Source organism: Cyclobacterium xiamenense (assembly GCF_009467825.1).
GTDB lineage: Bacteria > Bacteroidota > Bacteroidia > Cytophagales > Cyclobacteriaceae > Cyclobacterium > Cyclobacterium xiamenense.
The window spans coordinates 12,766-28,494 of record NZ_WIOK01000041.1 but is presented as its reverse complement, the minus strand read 5'-3'; the positions used below and the strand labels follow the sequence as shown (position 1 = coordinate 28,494).

Genomic DNA, 15,729 nt, shown 5'->3' with positions numbered 1-15,729 from the left:
TTTTATTTTATCGATACAAACGGTAAATCTGCGTTAACCAGATCGCTGGATGGTAATAAATACCGACCTGGCATCGGGTTTCTATAAACAAAAAGTATGCGTAATTTTCGGAATTGGAATACGACAAGTGATGCCCGTTAATTTTGATAACCGATGATAGATTTCCCCTCCAAAGAACGCCTGGCCCATATCGTCTACGAGTCCGATGACCGGGCTTCGAAAAACTTTGATCTGGCCTTGCTGCTCTTGATTTTGATGAGTGTCAGTATTGTGGTACTGGATTCCGTTGAGGAAATTCACGCCAATTATGGATCCCTTTTGTACGCACTGGAATGGTTTTTTACGCTGGTTTTTACCGTGGAATACCTATTCCGAATTTGGTTGAGTAACAACAAGCGGGGATACATTTTTGGGTTCTACGGTTTGGTGGACTTACTGGCGATTTTGCCCACCTACCTGAGTTTATTTCTCTTTCAAACCCAGTACCTAACGGTTATCCGTGGCTTGCGCTTTCTGCGGATTTTGCGGATCTTGAAACTACCCAAATATGTACAAGAGGCTTCCCTACTAACCACTGCCTTAAAGCACAGTCAGGCAAAAATCAAGATTTTTGTTGGTTCCGTGCTGACCATCGTCCTGATCATGGGCTCGGTCATGTACATTGTGGAGGGACCAGAAAGTGGTTTTACTTCCATTCCGCGCTCCATGTATTGGGCCATCGTCACCTTAACCACCGTGGGATACGGAGACATAGCCCCCATCACCGATCTCGGGCAATTCATCGCCGCCCTGATCATGCTGATGGGCTATGCGATCATTGCAGTCCCCACAGGTATCGTCAGCTCCGAGTTGACCGCAGCAAGGCTGGATGAAAACCGCCAGGCGAAAACCCCGGATGCACCTGGACGGCCCTGTCCGGAGTGTGGCGTACAAAGCCATAGCGAGGATGCGCTATTCTGCCGGAAATGTGGTGCAAAACTGGATGCCGCAACCCCCTGATTACAAGCTCATTGTCTCTAAACGGTAAATCCACCGTCGATAACATAGGTGGCTCCGGTAATAAATTTGCTCTGCTCCGAAGCCAGAAACAAGGCCAAATCGGCAATGTCCTCGTTGCTGGCATACCGGCCTAGCGGAATCATCTTGGTGAAATTTTCTTTTACGGATTCGCCCTGTCCTGGAGCGAAGCCATCTTCCAGGGAACGCATCATCCGGTTATCCACCGGAGAAGGGTGGATGGAGTTTACCCGTATATTGCCCGGTGCTCCCTCCAGGGCACCCACCCGCATCAGCCCGATTGTGGCATGTTTGCTGCCCACATAGGCACTGACCTGAGCGGTACCGCGCAAGCCGGCCACCGAGGACGTGATGATGACCGATCCGCCGCCGTCTGCCTTCATGATCGGAAAGGCATACTTCATCCCCAGCCATACACCCTTTACATTTACGCCCATCACCTGATCAAAGGTCTCCTCCGGATAGTCCTCCATGGGCTTGACCACGCCTTCCATACCCGCATTGAGAAACAACACATCTATCCTGCCATACTTCTCTTTTACCTGCTTCGTGTATTTTTGCACCTCGCCGGCATGGCTTACGTCCGCCCGGATGTACAGCACCTTTTCTCTCCCCAGGCTCTCTTCGGCCAGTTTCAAGTTTTCCTCACTAAAGTCTACGATGGCTACTCCTTTGGCTCCTTCTGCCAAAAATAGCCTGGCAGTGGCCAATCCGATTCCTCCGGCTCCACCAGTAATTAGTGCTACTTTATTCGTTAGTCTCATGATATTTTAATTTGGGTTTACACATAATTCTATTGCTTTACTCACTTAAATTTAAGGCGTTTGCCAGGGAAATCTCCCGACCATGCTCATGCAAAAACATGAGAAAAATCATGGAATGGGTCCGAGTAATTCCTTTAGCGGCACCCAGGAATACCCCCATTCCCGCATAAGGGTCAGTAGCGCTGGTAACCGATGGTAAAATTTATCCGCCCTCCCCGGTCCGGCCCCTATGTGGACCAACAGAATGAAGCCGTTGAAGCCGTCTGCTCCGGAAGACTCCCAGTCCCGGATGCTGTCGAAAATCGCTTCGCTGCTCCGAAAATTCGGCATATCCTCCGTTGTGTAGTCGGCATGGCTGAGGGTGCCCCTCGTGTAGTTAATCAATTGCATACCCATCTCTTGGGTCCAATGGGCAATGCTGTCGTTGTACCACTCGTAGGGCGGCAGGAAAAAGGGAGCTTCTTCCATCGCAACACCAAACCGCGCTAGTTCTTTGTAATTCGCCAGCAAATCTGCCACAAACTGCTCCCGGGTAATCAGCAGGTCGTTGCGGTCGTCCCAACTTGCATACAAAAGGTGTCGGTCCGAGTGTGCCCCCAGGAAGTGGCCATCCGCCTGTAAGGCGCGGATTTGTTCGTTAAAATCGGGATTTCTGTAGAAATCGCCGGTAAAGAAAAAAGAGGCCGGCACCCGCTGTTCCTGCAACGCTTTCCGGATAAATTCGGCCCCTTCTGCGTAGGCATGACCGGTAAACACCAAACTCAGGGACTTTTCCTGCCGATCTCCCCGGGTAATGGCGCCAAATTCGTATTGGTTTTGCGCCTGCACAGCGGGCACAGTTAGCAGCAAAAGCAGCCAACTCATGCCAAAAATCCCGGGAACTGCCAGCCGTCTTTGCGGGCTGGCCCATCCGTTTGTCATCCGAGCTAATTTTTTCCTCATGCTGGCACCGAATTCGTACTTTTCGCCGGGACAATTCCTGGTTTAGGAACCATTGCCAGGCGCAAAGCTATTCAAAAGTTACTGCTTTTTCCGGGGCAATCCTATTTCGGAACCCAAAAAAAGATCTGGCGGAAGCCGCTCCAAACCGGAACGATTGGCATGCGAATGGATCTGGGCAGATTTCCCTGTTCGGGAGCGAAGCACTGTATCCGTACGTTGTTTGCGTACGAAGACAGGCGGAACACACCCGCTCATGTGGTTTACGAAAAACATTCGTATCTTGGATGCATCTCCTTTTTCTCCCAACGTATGAACCCAGCGCGTATCCTTTCCAATTGCTTGATTCTTTTTTGCCTATCGCTCGTTTTTTCTGTGGCAGCTCAGGCACAGGAGGCCGTCCCCTGGAAGGACGTTTTGAGCCAATCGCCCACTTGGTACGGTTCCGAAGAGGCGCTACGCATCGCCGAAAATATCCTGCTACACCAGAAGCAGAACGGCGGTTGGTACAAGAATATCGACATGGCGGCACCAATTACCGACACCGAACGGAGCGCCCTGATTGCGGAAAAATCCGAATGCATGGGCACGACGCTGGATAACGGAGCGGGATTCGTACAGATTGACTACCTGGCCCGTGTATACCAGCAAACGGGCGGGGACCGTTGGAAAGAGGCTGCACTAGCCGGCATCGACTACCTACTGGCAGCCCAATACCGCAATGGAGGCTGGCCGCAATATTACCCCTTGCGGGAGGGCTATTACAGCCGCATTACCTTTAACGACAACGCCATGATCGCGGCGATGAATCTGCTCCGTGCAGTGGCTAAAAAAGACCCTTTGTATGCATTTGCCGGGAACCGGAGAAGGAAAAAAGCCAAGCAGGCCATCGATAAGGGACTGGACGTGATCCTGGCCTCGCAGATTCGGGTAAACGGACAACTGACGGCCTGGTGCGCCCAAATTGACGAGGAAGACCTGAGTCCTGCTCAGGCCCGCGCGTACGAACTTCCTTCCATCAGTGGGTCGGAAAGCGTAGGAATCGTTCGCTACCTGATGCAACTGGAGCGTCCGAATAAAGCCGTAATTCAGGCTATCGAAAGCGCCGTGCGCTGGTTTCGGGAAGTTCAACTGGAAAACATTCGCCTGGAACGGGTCGAAAACGCCGATTTGCCGCGAGGTTACGATCGGGTTGTCGTTCCGGACCCGGACGCCGAACCCCTTTGGGCCCGGTTTTACGAAATTGGCACCAACCGCCCCATCTTTGTTGGCAGGGACAGTGTGGTTCGGTATGCCCTGGCCGAGATCGAGCACGAAAGGCGCGTTGGATACAGCTATTTGGGAGCCTATGCACGGGAATTGCTGGCAACGAACTACCCGCAATGGAAGGCGGGGCGCTAACGGCTTTCGGTAATCCCTTCGATGATTCTTTTAGCCGGTAGTTGGACCCATCTTGCCCGCCATTGGGCTTCCCAGCGTTTAGTCCAACCAGAAATCCACTGTCCCGTTTTCCGCTTCCTTTCGAGTGAATCGCTCAAAATACCTCCGCTGTACCATTCCCTCTACCGATGACTCCTCAACGAGCAGGTTGCAGCCAATCAACTCATAGGTAGCGCCGGTACTGATAGAATGTCGGTCGTATTCGGGAAATACTCCCAAACTCCCCAGGTCAACCAGCGTCTCCCGACTTTCAATCTTCGTAAACCGAAGCCGTCGGGTGCTAGCGTCAAAAGAATAGTCTCCCCAGAACAGGTGATCCTTCGCATTGTAGCGGTAGGCAGGTTTCTTGTCACAAAAATCGGAACTACCCGGATCAATGTTCTGAATGGTCAGGGATAGTAAACCATTCATGGTGCCGTCGGCCTTGAAAGTCAGGTACTCCCTATCCACTGTACTGAAATGTTCGTAGTCCAGGGAGATCCATTCGGACTCTGGAATAAAACTGCTGAGGCAATTTACGGACCTCCCGTCCCGGCAGCAACCATTTAGGGAAAATGTGTAGATTTCTGAAATGCCTGGAGAGGAGTCAAACTCCCCGTTGACGGTAGTCCATTTCCAAACCCAGGTATCATCGGGGCCGGGCGTACAGGAAGGAACGGTATTGGCATCTGGAATCATTACCCGACGCTTGATCCGATCAACGGGCACACCGGCAGTCGTAACCGGCAGAATTTCGATGTCCACGTACGGTGGGAGCTGCTGTTCGCCGCATTGCAGGGACCACTCAAAGGCAAGCGTGGTTTGCGGACAGGACGGGACTTCTGTCAGCCGGCTCTGCCTGCTGGTCAAAAACAGGGAGTCATTCACGCTGCTTCGGATAAATGTTTCGGGGGTCACAGTAACGTATTCCTCGGAACCGACCACCCAAATCAGCAGGGAAGCGATGTCCTCCTCACCGCAGTCGGAAGTCCGTAGGTGTATGCGGTCCGTGTGATTGGCATTCAGGTACAGGGTATCCTTGTCGATCTTGAAATCCAGAAGCATCGCGGGTTCCGGGATGGTTCCCCTGACCAGACGCGCATTGCTGATGCTCAGACAACTTGTGACATCGATGCCAGGTGGCGGTTGCTCCTCCATTTCCTCTTCGGGGATTACCGGATCCGTTCCCTCCGGTACCGACTCGATGCAAGCGACCGTATTGAGTAAAAAAGCAACGATTACAGGCAAGAACTTATAGTTTATAAATAATTTTTTGCTCATGGCTTGGTACTATTTTATCCAAACCCTAAATTGACTAAAATAAACTATCCACCCAATACCTCAATTGAGGTACGTTCCGATACGCATGGTCAACGATTACAATGACTTGGTGAGGGCCTTTGGAAGACAGGACTACCTGATATACCAGAACGACTATTTGGAAATCGTCAAAAAGAATCCCCTGGTAAACGGTTTCTGGACCGCTGGAAAGTGGTTTTCCTTTGTTGCCAATACCCGTACATGGAACCTGGAATACGTGGCCGGCGACAGCCTGGAGGTGAGCGGCTACAGCCACCGGGAAATCATGAACCTAAACCGGGAATTCGTCGCCAATTTTCTTTATCCCGAAGACTACGGGTTTGTCAACAAAGCGATCCAACAAGCCATGATGTATGTAAACGAACGGCCGATAGCGCAGCGGCCCAGCATATTTATGGTCTTTTACAACCGGTGTAACCGCCGGGACAAACAAGTGCTTACCATCCAAAACCAAAACATCCCCCTGGTATTTGACGAAAAAAACCTGCCTTATGTATTTGCCAATATCATCACGGATATTTCTCATTTGAATCCAACCAATATCCCACAGGCCGTTTTGCTGAATAAAGCCACCCAGGAGCAATTTTACATGGACAGCAAAAACCTACAGCTCAGCCCTTATCGATCCATTTTTTCTACCCGTGAATTGGAAGTCCTTCGATTGCTGATCAAGGGATATTCGAGTAGAAAAATTGCGGCAGCGTTGGATATCCGGTACGAAACGGCCCGTACACACAGAAAAAACATTTTGGCAAAGGCACAACTGAAAAATACCGGGGAGTTGATCCACTTTGTATTGGTGGATAAGATTCTCTAACGTTTTTTTCTCGAAGAACCGATTGCTCCCTCAGAAAAAAATGGCTTTTGGCGAAAGTTCTTGACCGAAAATAACTAATCGGAACAGGAGTTGTTCGTTTTTTAATCCGCCGATTGTCCTCCAACTGCTTTTTCTGCGAGTTAAATCTATCGGGCAGAAACAAAAAAAGCCATGAAACAACGTTTCATAGCTTTAGTCAATTAACAATAAACCCAAAATAACCTGCTGTAGGAGAAGGATTCGAACCTCCACGGGGCGGTTGGGCAAAATACGAGCTCGCTATTTGCTTTATTCCGGACTCCCCACCCCCGAGACAGGAGGGCATGTCTGCCAGTTTCATCACCCTACAGTGTGTGTGATTTAATTTTGCATGAAGATGAAAACGAAAAAGCGTCGCCGCCTTTTACTCGCCTGCCGAAGGCAGGTTTCATCATCCTACAGTATCCTGTCAAAACTGCTGGCCGTTACGCCAGTCAAGACCGTTTGTCTTTGTTTGATATCTCAAAGGTAACAAATGGATCGATAAAATAAAACATTGGCAAAAAAATACCTTATTTTTTACGTTATTTTTATTTTTTATCCTTTTTTGTTGCGCTATTTATATTTTAGATATCGAAATATCTGCACAAATTGCGTATTTTTTAATTGTCCAAGACGATGCTTTTTTAGTAGGGCAAAAAGCCGGAATTAGACCCCTTTTTGCCAATAGTAGAACAAGGAGGGCAGGATTGGGCTCTAGCCGAAGCGCTTACAAACCCCCTGGGCCATTGTGCCAGCCTCCACTTTCTCCATCCACCAGGTTTACCTGTAAGATTAGCCAGTGTCCACAGTATGCGCTCACTGTACCCAACAGCCATGCGAACAAGCCGCCACCGCCCCGCTGACCATCAAGGTGCCACTCGGGTCTTTCTCCGGCTGAAACAGGGAGCAAAAAATACCTGCGGCTTATTTGGTTTGTTTACTTTAATTTTTGTTTTTTTACGTTTATTTACTAATTTTAATTGCTTCGGGTAGGGAACAGCCTGCCTGATCGCCCAGATTTTGACTGAATGGGGATTAAGAAAGAGGCGACAACGTGTCCCGCGCGACTGCCTAAGGCTCCGGGTTGCTTTCTTACACTTTGCTTTTCTTTCGGAACCGTTCGAATTTTCGGCACCAAAAACACGTACCTGCATGGATTTATTGCCCAATCAACGCCGTGAAAAGATCATCGAGCTGCTAAAGGAGGATGGTTCGGCAAAAGTCTCCACACTGTCGCGGATATTTAAGGTGACCGAGGTGACCATACGGCAGGATTTGGAAAAGCTGGAAAAAACGGGACAGGTAGTCCGGGAGCACGGCGGGGTTTTTCTGAAAAACATGGAAGATCAGGTCAGAAATTTTTCCTTGCTCAACCAGGACAACCTGGATAAGAAGGAACTGATCGCCTTAAAATGCCTCGAATACATCGAAAGCGGGGACACCATTATTTTGGACTCGGGTTCGACTACCACCGAAATTGCCAAAAAGCTCAAGGGGTTTCGGGACCTTACCGTGATCACGAATGCGCTCAACATCGCGCTGATACTGGGGGCGGAGCCGCACATTGAAGTGGTCATGACGGGAGGAGAGTTCAAGCCACCAACCCTTTCGCTAACGGGTCAAAAAGCGGCTGATTTCTTTTCCGGCCTGTACGTGCAGAAATTATTCCTGGCCACGGCTGGCATCTCCCTCAAGGCAGGATTGACCTATCCGAGTATCAGCGATATTGTGGTAAAAAAAGCCATGATAGACGCGGCCGACACCACGTACCTGGTGGCCGATTCGACAAAATTCGGAAAGAGTGCCTTTGCCAGTTTGGGGGCGCTCTCGCTGATCGACTATATCATCACCGATTCCAAGGTGGATCCCAGGCACCAGGACCTGTTTAAAGCAAACGAAATAGAACTCATACTTTCAGACTAAAGACATGTTATTCAAAGGAAAAGAACGACAAAAAGCCTGTTTGGGTGTCGTTATTGGCAACAGGGATTTTTTCCCGGATCAGTTGGTATCGGAAGCCCGGAAAGACATCCTGGAGCTTTTTGAAACCTTGGACATCAAGCCCGTACTCCTCGGGGATCAGGACACCAAACTGGGAGGCGTGGAAACCTATCAAGACGCGGTAAAATGCGCCGAATTGTTTAAAGATCACCGTGACGAACTCATGGGAATCCTGGTGATCCTTCCCAATTTCGGAGACGAACGAGGGGTAGCCGAGACCATTAATCTGGCCGATTTGCATGTGCCGGTACTCGTTCAGGCTTACCCCGACGATTTGAACAAATTGGATGTGGCCCGCAGGAGGGATGCCTGGTGTGGCAAAATTTCCGTATGCAATAACCTGTACCAGTACGGCATCCCCTTCACCCTTACCTCATCCCATGTCGTTTCACCGGATTCCCCCGGGTTTTCGCAAGAACTGTTGGACTTTGTAGCGGTATGCCGGGTGGTCAAGGGCATGCGCAAGGTACGGATTGGCGCCATCGGAGCCCGGCCTGGCGGTTTCAATACAGTGCGGTACAGTGAGAAAATACTGCAACGCAACGGAGTTTCCGTGACTACCATCGACCTTTCGGAAATCCTGGGAAAAGCCGGAAAACTGGATGCCGCGGAAAGCCGGGTACAGGCAACGTTGGAGCAAATTGCGGCCTACACCGCGCTGGGAAAGACCCCCCAACAGTCCTTGATTCAAATCGCCAAAATGGACGTGGTGCTCAACGAATTTGTGGAGGAAAACGCATTGGATGCCACGGCGATCCAGTGCTGGACGTCGGTGCAGGAAAACTACGGCTGCAATGTATGTACGAGCATGAGCATGATGAGCGAAAACATGCAACCCAGCGCCTGTGAGGTGGATGTCACCGGTACCCTTACCATGTACGCCATGCAGCTCGCTTCCGGCTCGCCCAGTGCCCTGGTGGATTGGAACAACAATTACGCAACGGATCCCGAAAAGGTGGTACTTTTCCATTGCGGCAATTGGGCCAAATCGTTCTTGCCGGACATTGAAATGGGAACGGCTCCCATTCTGGGTACATCCGTAGGCGAGGAAAACACCTATGGAGCGCTCTCCGGAAGGACTCCCGCTTCCCCCCTTACCTTCGGACGCATCAGTACCGATGACCCCAAAGGCATCATAAAAGCCTATATCGGACAGGGTGACCTTACCGACGATCCCTTGCATACCTTCGGAAACCGTGCGGTAGCCAAAATACCGGACCTGCAGGGTCTGATGCAGTACGTATGCAAAAACGGATTTGAGCACCACGTGGTCATGAATGCCTCTCACTCCGGCCAGGTGCTGAAGGAAGCTTTTGAAAATTATTTGGGCTACGAAGTACATCAACATGCCTGAGCCAGGCAATAGTCGTTATCAGCATAAACCGCATACCATGACAGACAAGCAACTACAGTTGAAATCCCTGGAACTGCGAAAAAAAACCCTGCAATACATCAAGCAGGCCGGGGCCGGGCATACTGGGGGCAGCCTGTCCTGCCTGGACATCCTGCATGTACTCTATCGGGATGTACTGCGTGTAGGGCCGGAAAATTTCCACGACCCCGACAGGGACCGTTACATTCAGAGCAAAGGACATTCGGTCGAAGCCCTGTACGTGGTTCTGGCGGATAACGGCTTTTTCCCGTTTTCCGAACTGGATACCCTCTGCAGGTACCAATCCCACTTCATCGGCCATCCCACGCGGAAAGTGCCCGGGATCGAACAAAACACGGGGGCACTCGGCCATGGCCTACCCCTGAGCGTGGGAACGGCCCTCGCCGGGAAAATGGATCAAAAGCCCTACCGGGTCTTTACCCTATTGGGCGACGGAGAGCTCCTGGAAGGGTCCAATTGGGAAGCGGCAATGGCAGCCGCCCATTACCAGCTGGACAACCTGACTGCCATCCTGGATTACAATAAATTGCAAATAACAGGCCCGGTGGAAGAGGTGCTCCATTCGGGGCCGCTGCCCGAAAAATGGAAGGCATTTGGCTGGGAAGTACGGGAAGTAGACGGGCACGATATCGGTGCTTTGCGAAAGGCACTCCATTCCGTGCCATTCGTCAAAGGCAAACCGAGCTTCCTCATCGCGCATACCCTGAAAGGAAAGGGGGTGAGCTTTATGGAAAATACCCTGAAGTGGCACCATGGGGTCCCCAGCGACGAAGAATACCTGCTCGCTATCAAAGAACTGGAAGATCAACAAAAGGCACTCCTGGTATGAAAACGACCGAACGATTACATATCCGGCCCGGTGCGGCCAATCTGGAAAAATTCTCCGCCACCCTACAGGAACTGGCCAGCCACGATCGGCAGGTGGTAGTCGTCTGCAGCGATTCCAGGGGCTCCGGAAAACTCGTTCCCTTTGGGAAGCAATTTCCAGAACAACTGGTTGAAGTTGGTATCGCCGAGCAGAATCTGGTAGGAATCGCGGCCGGACTGGCTTCTTGTGGAAAGAACGTCTTTGCCGTTTCACCGGCCTGTTTCCTCACGGCCCGGTCCTTCGAGCAAATCAAAAACGACGTGGCGTACTCGGATAACCCCGTCAACCTTATTGGCATAAGTGCCGGGGTCAGCTACGGGGCCCTGGGATCTACCCACCACAGTTTACACGATTTTGCTGCCTTACGCGCAGTAAACAACCTGACCATTGTCGCCCCGGCTGACAACTACGAAACAGAAATGGCCATCCGGCAGGCGGCGGATCTTGCTTCTCCGGTGTACCTGCGCTTTGGCAAAAAGGCCATGCCTTTTTTGAGCGATACACCGGATTTTCGACTGGGAAAGGGCAGAACGATTCGCGCTGGGACGGATGCGGTAATCCTCGCAACGGGGGAAACCGTTTACCCATCCCTGTTGGCAGCAATCCGTTTGGAACAACAGTACCAATGGCAGGTCGGTGTCATCAGCATGCACACGATCAAGCCACTGGATGAGGACTTGCTGGAAGAAGTCGGCAAGAAGTATCCGGCGGTTTTAACCGTAGAGGAGCACAGCATTTATGGAGGACTAGGGGAGGCATGTGCCGCCTTTTTTATGCAAAGAGGGCATACGCCTCGCTTTAAAATCATGGGGATTCCCGATGAATATACCGTCACGGGTTCTCAAAAAGAAATATTTGAGCATTATGGTATCTCCGAATCGGGGATCGCCGGGGCTCTTGTACACCTACTTCACTAGACCATCGAAGGTGCAGCCATCGGTCGATGTTCGGCAGTTGGCCAATAAACGCAAAAGCAACCCATTTATGAAACGTTCAGTCTTACTTGGCACGGCATGGTTATTACTCCTTGGAATCGGATTTGCCTGCCACCGGAATACACAGGAAGGTCCCGAACGCATCGCCGTGGTGGTTTCAACCCTGAACAACCCCTGGTTTGTGGTATTGGCAGAGACCGCCGCGGCAGAAGCCCGGGCATTGGGATACGAGACGACCATTTTTGACTCCCAAAACAACACGGCGTTGGAAACCGATCATTTTGAAAATGCCATTAGCTCCGGATACCGGGCAATTTTGTTTAACCCTACCGATGCGGAGGGATCGGTCAGCAATGTGGTCAAAGCAGCAAATGCAGGATTGGGCGTATTTTGCATGGACCGGGAAGTCAACTCCGACCGGGCGGCCTCTCAAATCCTTTCGGACAACTATTCCGGCTGTGTGTCCCTAGGAAAGTATTTCGTTGAAAAAATGGACAAAAAGGGCAATTACGTGGAACTGCTCGGGCTGGTTGGCGATAACAATACCTGGAACCGATCCAGTGGGTTTCACAGCGTGGTCGACCACTACCCTGACTTGAAAATGGTCGCCCAGCAGAGCGCCGATTTTGACCGGAACAAGGCCATGGAAGTGATGGAATCCATTCTTCAGGTGCATCCGGATGTCGATGCGGTTTTCTGCGGAAACGATGCCATGGCGATGGGTGCCTTTCAGGCCCTGAAAGCCGCCGGATTGGCTGAAACGGTCCACGTTTTTGGTTTTGACGGAGCTGCCGATGTGATCGAAGCGGTCGAACAGGGAAACATCGCGGCCACAGCCATGCAGTTCCCCAAAGTAATGGCCGAAACGGCCGCTCAGCTTGCCGACCAATTCATTCGCGGAGAAACGAATTTCATCCCAAAATTACCCGTAGATGTGGAATTGGTACATGCAGGCAACGTGCACCATTACGCCGCCTACGGCAAGAGCGAAGAATGAGCCAACCAAAAAGTTATCCCAATAAACCCAATGCGCGATGAAGAGCATAGCCAAGTGGAAAAACGTATTGCTGGGACTCACCGCGGTGCTGATTCTGTTCAGTACCCTGCGTTTTGAAAAGCTGGACGAGGTACGCGCCCGGGCAAACGTCGGCGCCTTTGATCCCGAAGCCTTTGCCCGGGATTTCTGGGAGCAGGAACTAATAAACAGCCTGGACGAAGCCGTTGACCTGGGAACGTTGATGGAAATGCTGGAACAAAATCCCGGCGCTGCCTTCGACGAACATTCAAACGCGGTGGGGATCGGAAACATCCGCTTCTTTTTCGTTAGTGGCTCAGGAACCCTGCAACAAATCGGCGAAAATGCCCTTACTCTTTCCCTGGAGGGCAAAGAAAACCTGCCCAGCGTCAACCTGGCTACCGAATATATTTTCGGCAATGCAGTCCGGGATGGCAGCGGCAAGATTAACATCCAGGATTTTGACAACACCATGGACTTCAACAAGGTCTCCGAAGCCCTCAATGCCATCGTTCGGACGGAAGTACTTCCACCCCTCAAACAAGGGGCGACCCCTGATCGGTCAATTCGCTTTACCGGGGCCATCGAAATGAACCGCAGCCAGGTAAATCTGGCTGAACTGGAGGTGATACCCATATCCATTGACTTCGAAAACAATCCAGATGAAACAGCCAACTGAAGCCCTGTTACGGGTTGATTCGATCAGTAAATCCTTTGCCGGCATTCAGGCCCTGCAGCAGGTGAGCCTGGATTTGTACCCGGGGAAGGTTACGGCAATTCTGGGAGAAAACGGAGCTGGAAAATCTACCCTGATGAAAATCATATCGGGGGTGTATGCCGATTACCAGGGCAGGCTTTTTTATGCCGGAGAGCCGGTCACGTTTACCGATCCAAAATCAGCCCAGGACCGCGGAATCAGCATGATTCACCAGGAGTTGAACCTGATCCCTCAATTATGTATCCGGGAAAATGTATTTTTGGGAAGGGAACCGCGGACCTCGCTTGGCTTCCTGGATGTAAAGATGATGCGGGAGCAGTGCCAGGCCCTGCTGGAGCGGGTCGGGTTAGCCCTTGACCCGGATACTCCGGTAGAGCAGCTGAAAGTGGGGCAGCAGCAATTGGTGGAAATTGCCAAAGCCCTGTCGCTCGACAGCCAGGTGCTCATCATGGACGAACCCACCTCTGCGATTAGCGAGAATGAAGTAGCCGTACTTTTCCACATCATCCGCACGCTCAAAAAGGAAGGAAAGGCCATTGCTTACATTTCTCATAAATTGGATGAGTTGTTTGAGATCGCCGATAATTACGTGGTTTTGCGGGACGGAAAGTTGATTGAGACAGGTGCATTGAAAGATACAAGCAGCGATGCCTTGATCCGAAAAATGGTGGGCCGGGAACTGCAACTCCACCGAAACGATAGAAGCAGCGTCTCCTCCGATTGCCTGTTGCAGGTACGGGATTTAGCCCTTACCGACCCGAACCGAGAGCAGCGGTATTTGTTAAAAGCCATCGACTTTGACCTGTTCAAAGGAGAAGTGCTGGGCCTATTTGGATTGATGGGCGCCGGGAGGACCGAACTGCTGGAGGCCCTGTTTGGGCTGCGTCCGGGACAGGTCGAGGGGTCCATTGCGCTGGGCGGCCGCAAAGGACCCTTTCGCAGGCCAAAGGAAGCCATGCAAGCCGGTCTGGGCCTGGTACCCGAAGACCGAAAGCAGGAGGGACTGGTCCTGGGAATGGACATCGCCCAAAATACCAGCCTCGCCGTACTGGATGAGCTGGTTTCGGGAGGCTGGATCCAGGAGGGGAAAGAAGCGCAATTGGCTGAAAAATACCGGCGAGAGCTGCAGATCAAAACTACCGGCATTCGGCAGCGGGTGGAAAACCTGAGTGGCGGTAACCAGCAAAAAGTGGTCCTCGCAAAATGGCTGGCTACCAAACCCAAGGTACTCCTGCTCGATGAGCCCACCCGCGGCATTGACATTCCCGCCAAAAACGAAATTTACAAACTGATCCGGAATCTGGCTACCGAAGGATTGGGCCTGCTCGTGGTTTCCTCCGAACTGCCCGAGATACTGGCCGTGGCCGATCGGGTACTGGTGCTCTCGGAAGGCAGATTAACCGCTACGATTCCCATTGATGAAAGCACGTCCGAAGACCGCATCCTCACTGCCGCCATTCCCAAAAAACACCCAAGCCCATGACCGCTTTAAAAATCCCAACCCATCAGCTATCCAGGTTCCAGTCTTTGATCGCCCTGTTTATCCTTTGTTTGGTCCTGAGTATTCTTTCCGACCGCTTCCTGACCACTGCCAACGCCTGGAACGTGATGCGGCAAGTATCGGTGAACATCTGCCTTTCGGTGGGCATGACCCTGGTTATTCTGACAGCCGGTATCGACCTCTCTGTAGGGTCTATCCTTGCCTTGTGTGGTGCCGTGACGGCTTCCCTTTTAAAAAACGGTCTTGCTTTTGAATCCCTGAATCTCTTTGTGGGTTTCGCACCCCTGGGAGCGGTGATGGTCGGACTGGCGCTGGGTGTAGGCCTGGGTTGGTTCAATGGATGGACCATTACCCGCTTTAGTGTGCCTCCCTTCGTAGCCACGCTGGCCATGTTGACCATCGCCAGGGGACTTACCATGTTGTGGACCGGTGGCTTTCCAATCAATGGACTGGGCGAGCAGTTTGCTTTTTTGGGAACGGGCTGGTTTCTGGGAATTCCCATGCCGGTTTGGATCACCGCAGTGATCGTGGCATGGGCCGTGCTGTTGACCAACAAAACCCGGTTTGGACGATACGTGTATGCCATCGGCGGCAATGAGCGGGCTGCACGGCTATCGGGGATTGCGATCAATAAGGTGAAAATGTCCGTCTATGCCCTGGCCGGAGGGCTGGCCGCCGTCGGAGGCATCCTTGTCACCTCCCGCCTGGACTCTGCCCAGCCCAATGCCGGAATCAGCTACGAGCTGGATGCCATCGCCGCCGTGGTTATCGGCGGCACCTCCCTGTCCGGCGGCAAGGGGAGTATCCTGGGTGCCGTGCTGGGTGGGGTCATTATCGGCGTGCTAAACAATGGATTGGTCCTCTTGAACGTATCGCCCTTCTGGCAACAGGTGGTGAAGGGCCTGGTCATCCTATTGGCTGTGATGATCGATAAAGCCAACACCCGGAAATAAGTACCGGCTTTGCGCATTACCCCGGAGCCAGGTAACGCGGCAGCCCCT

The 15,729-nt window shown here is 51.8% G+C and carries 14 protein-coding genes; 11 read left to right on the top strand and 3 right to left on the bottom strand.

The features are described 5' to 3' along the window. Positions 1 to 153 precede the first annotated feature (153 nt). Positions 154 to 999 (top strand): ion transporter, encoded by an 846-nt coding sequence (locus GCU44_RS20955; protein WP_154859327.1) that lies wholly within the window; start codon positions 154 to 156, stop codon positions 997 to 999. Positions 1,000 to 1,016: 17 nt separating this feature from the next. Here the strand turns inward: GCU44_RS20955 and GCU44_RS20950 are convergent, their stop codons facing one another. Further along, positions 1,017 to 1,781, bottom strand: coding sequence for an SDR family NAD(P)-dependent oxidoreductase (locus tag GCU44_RS20950; protein ID WP_154859325.1), 765 nt, complete (start codon positions 1,779 to 1,781; stop codon positions 1,017 to 1,019). A 108-nt stretch (positions 1,782 to 1,889) separates the two neighbouring features. Then, positions 1,890 to 2,723, bottom strand: a complete 834-nt coding sequence (locus GCU44_RS20945) for a polysaccharide deacetylase family protein (RefSeq protein ID WP_241685055.1) — start codon at positions 2,721 to 2,723, stop codon at positions 1,890 to 1,892. Positions 2,724 to 3,032: 309 nt separating this feature from the next. On the opposite strand from GCU44_RS20945, the gene pelA reads away from it, so the two are divergent. Continuing rightward, positions 3,033 to 4,121 carry a pectate lyase gene (gene pelA / locus GCU44_RS20940; RefSeq protein ID WP_154859323.1) on the top strand — a complete coding sequence of 363 codons (1,089 nt, stop codon included), beginning with the start codon at positions 3,033 to 3,035 and terminating at the stop codon, positions 4,119 to 4,121. Between the two features lie 78 nt (positions 4,122 to 4,199). Here pelA and GCU44_RS20935 read toward each other — a convergent pair whose 3' ends face one another. Further along, positions 4,200 to 5,420 carry a hypothetical protein gene (locus GCU44_RS20935; RefSeq protein ID WP_154859321.1) on the bottom strand — a complete coding sequence of 407 codons (1,221 nt, stop codon included), beginning with the start codon at positions 5,418 to 5,420 and terminating at the stop codon, positions 4,200 to 4,202. A gap of 64 nt (positions 5,421 to 5,484) precedes the next feature. Here GCU44_RS20935 and GCU44_RS20930 point away from each other — a divergent pair, with 64 nt between their 5' ends. The 9 genes from GCU44_RS20930 to GCU44_RS20890 all read left to right on the top strand — a co-directional run bounded on the left by GCU44_RS20930 (position 5,485) and on the right by GCU44_RS20890 (position 15,681). Further along, complete coding sequence (locus tag GCU44_RS20930; RefSeq protein WP_154859319.1) at positions 5,485 to 6,276, top strand: response regulator transcription factor; 792 nt, start codon at positions 5,485 to 5,487, stop codon at positions 6,274 to 6,276. A 1,173-nt stretch (positions 6,277 to 7,449) separates the two neighbouring features. Next, positions 7,450 to 8,220 carry a DeoR/GlpR family DNA-binding transcription regulator gene (locus GCU44_RS20925; protein ID WP_092178922.1) on the top strand — a complete coding sequence of 257 codons (771 nt, stop codon included), beginning with the start codon at positions 7,450 to 7,452 and terminating at the stop codon, positions 8,218 to 8,220. A gap of 4 nt (positions 8,221 to 8,224) precedes the next feature. Next, positions 8,225 to 9,652: an L-fucose/L-arabinose isomerase family protein gene (locus GCU44_RS20920; protein ID WP_154859317.1), complete on the top strand. Its 1,428-nt coding sequence runs from the start codon at positions 8,225 to 8,227 to the stop codon at positions 9,650 to 9,652. A 37-nt stretch (positions 9,653 to 9,689) separates the two neighbouring features. Next, positions 9,690 to 10,520: a transketolase gene (locus GCU44_RS20915; RefSeq protein WP_154859315.1), complete on the top strand. Its 831-nt coding sequence runs from the start codon at positions 9,690 to 9,692 to the stop codon at positions 10,518 to 10,520. After that, positions 10,517 to 11,476 carry a transketolase family protein gene (locus GCU44_RS20910; protein WP_154859313.1) on the top strand — a complete coding sequence of 320 codons (960 nt, stop codon included), beginning with the start codon at positions 10,517 to 10,519 and terminating at the stop codon, positions 11,474 to 11,476. The genes GCU44_RS20915 and GCU44_RS20910 overlap by 4 nt, the downstream gene beginning before the upstream one ends. 67 nt (positions 11,477 to 11,543) lie before the next feature. Continuing rightward, complete coding sequence (locus GCU44_RS20905) at positions 11,544 to 12,491, top strand: D-ribose ABC transporter substrate-binding protein (protein WP_154859311.1); 948 nt, start codon at positions 11,544 to 11,546, stop codon at positions 12,489 to 12,491. Between the two features lie 37 nt (positions 12,492 to 12,528). Next, complete coding sequence (locus GCU44_RS20900) at positions 12,529 to 13,188, top strand: DUF2291 domain-containing protein (protein WP_154859309.1); 660 nt, start codon at positions 12,529 to 12,531, stop codon at positions 13,186 to 13,188. Next, on the top strand, positions 13,172 to 14,710 hold the full coding sequence (locus GCU44_RS20895; RefSeq protein ID WP_241685054.1) for a sugar ABC transporter ATP-binding protein: 1,539 nt from the start codon (positions 13,172 to 13,174) through the stop codon (positions 14,708 to 14,710). The genes GCU44_RS20900 and GCU44_RS20895 overlap by 17 nt, the downstream gene beginning before the upstream one ends. After that, entirely contained in the window at positions 14,707 to 15,681 is a 975-nt protein-coding gene (locus GCU44_RS20890; protein WP_154859308.1) for an ABC transporter permease, read from the top strand. The genes GCU44_RS20895 and GCU44_RS20890 overlap by 4 nt, the downstream gene beginning before the upstream one ends. Positions 15,682 to 15,729 lie beyond the last annotated feature (48 nt).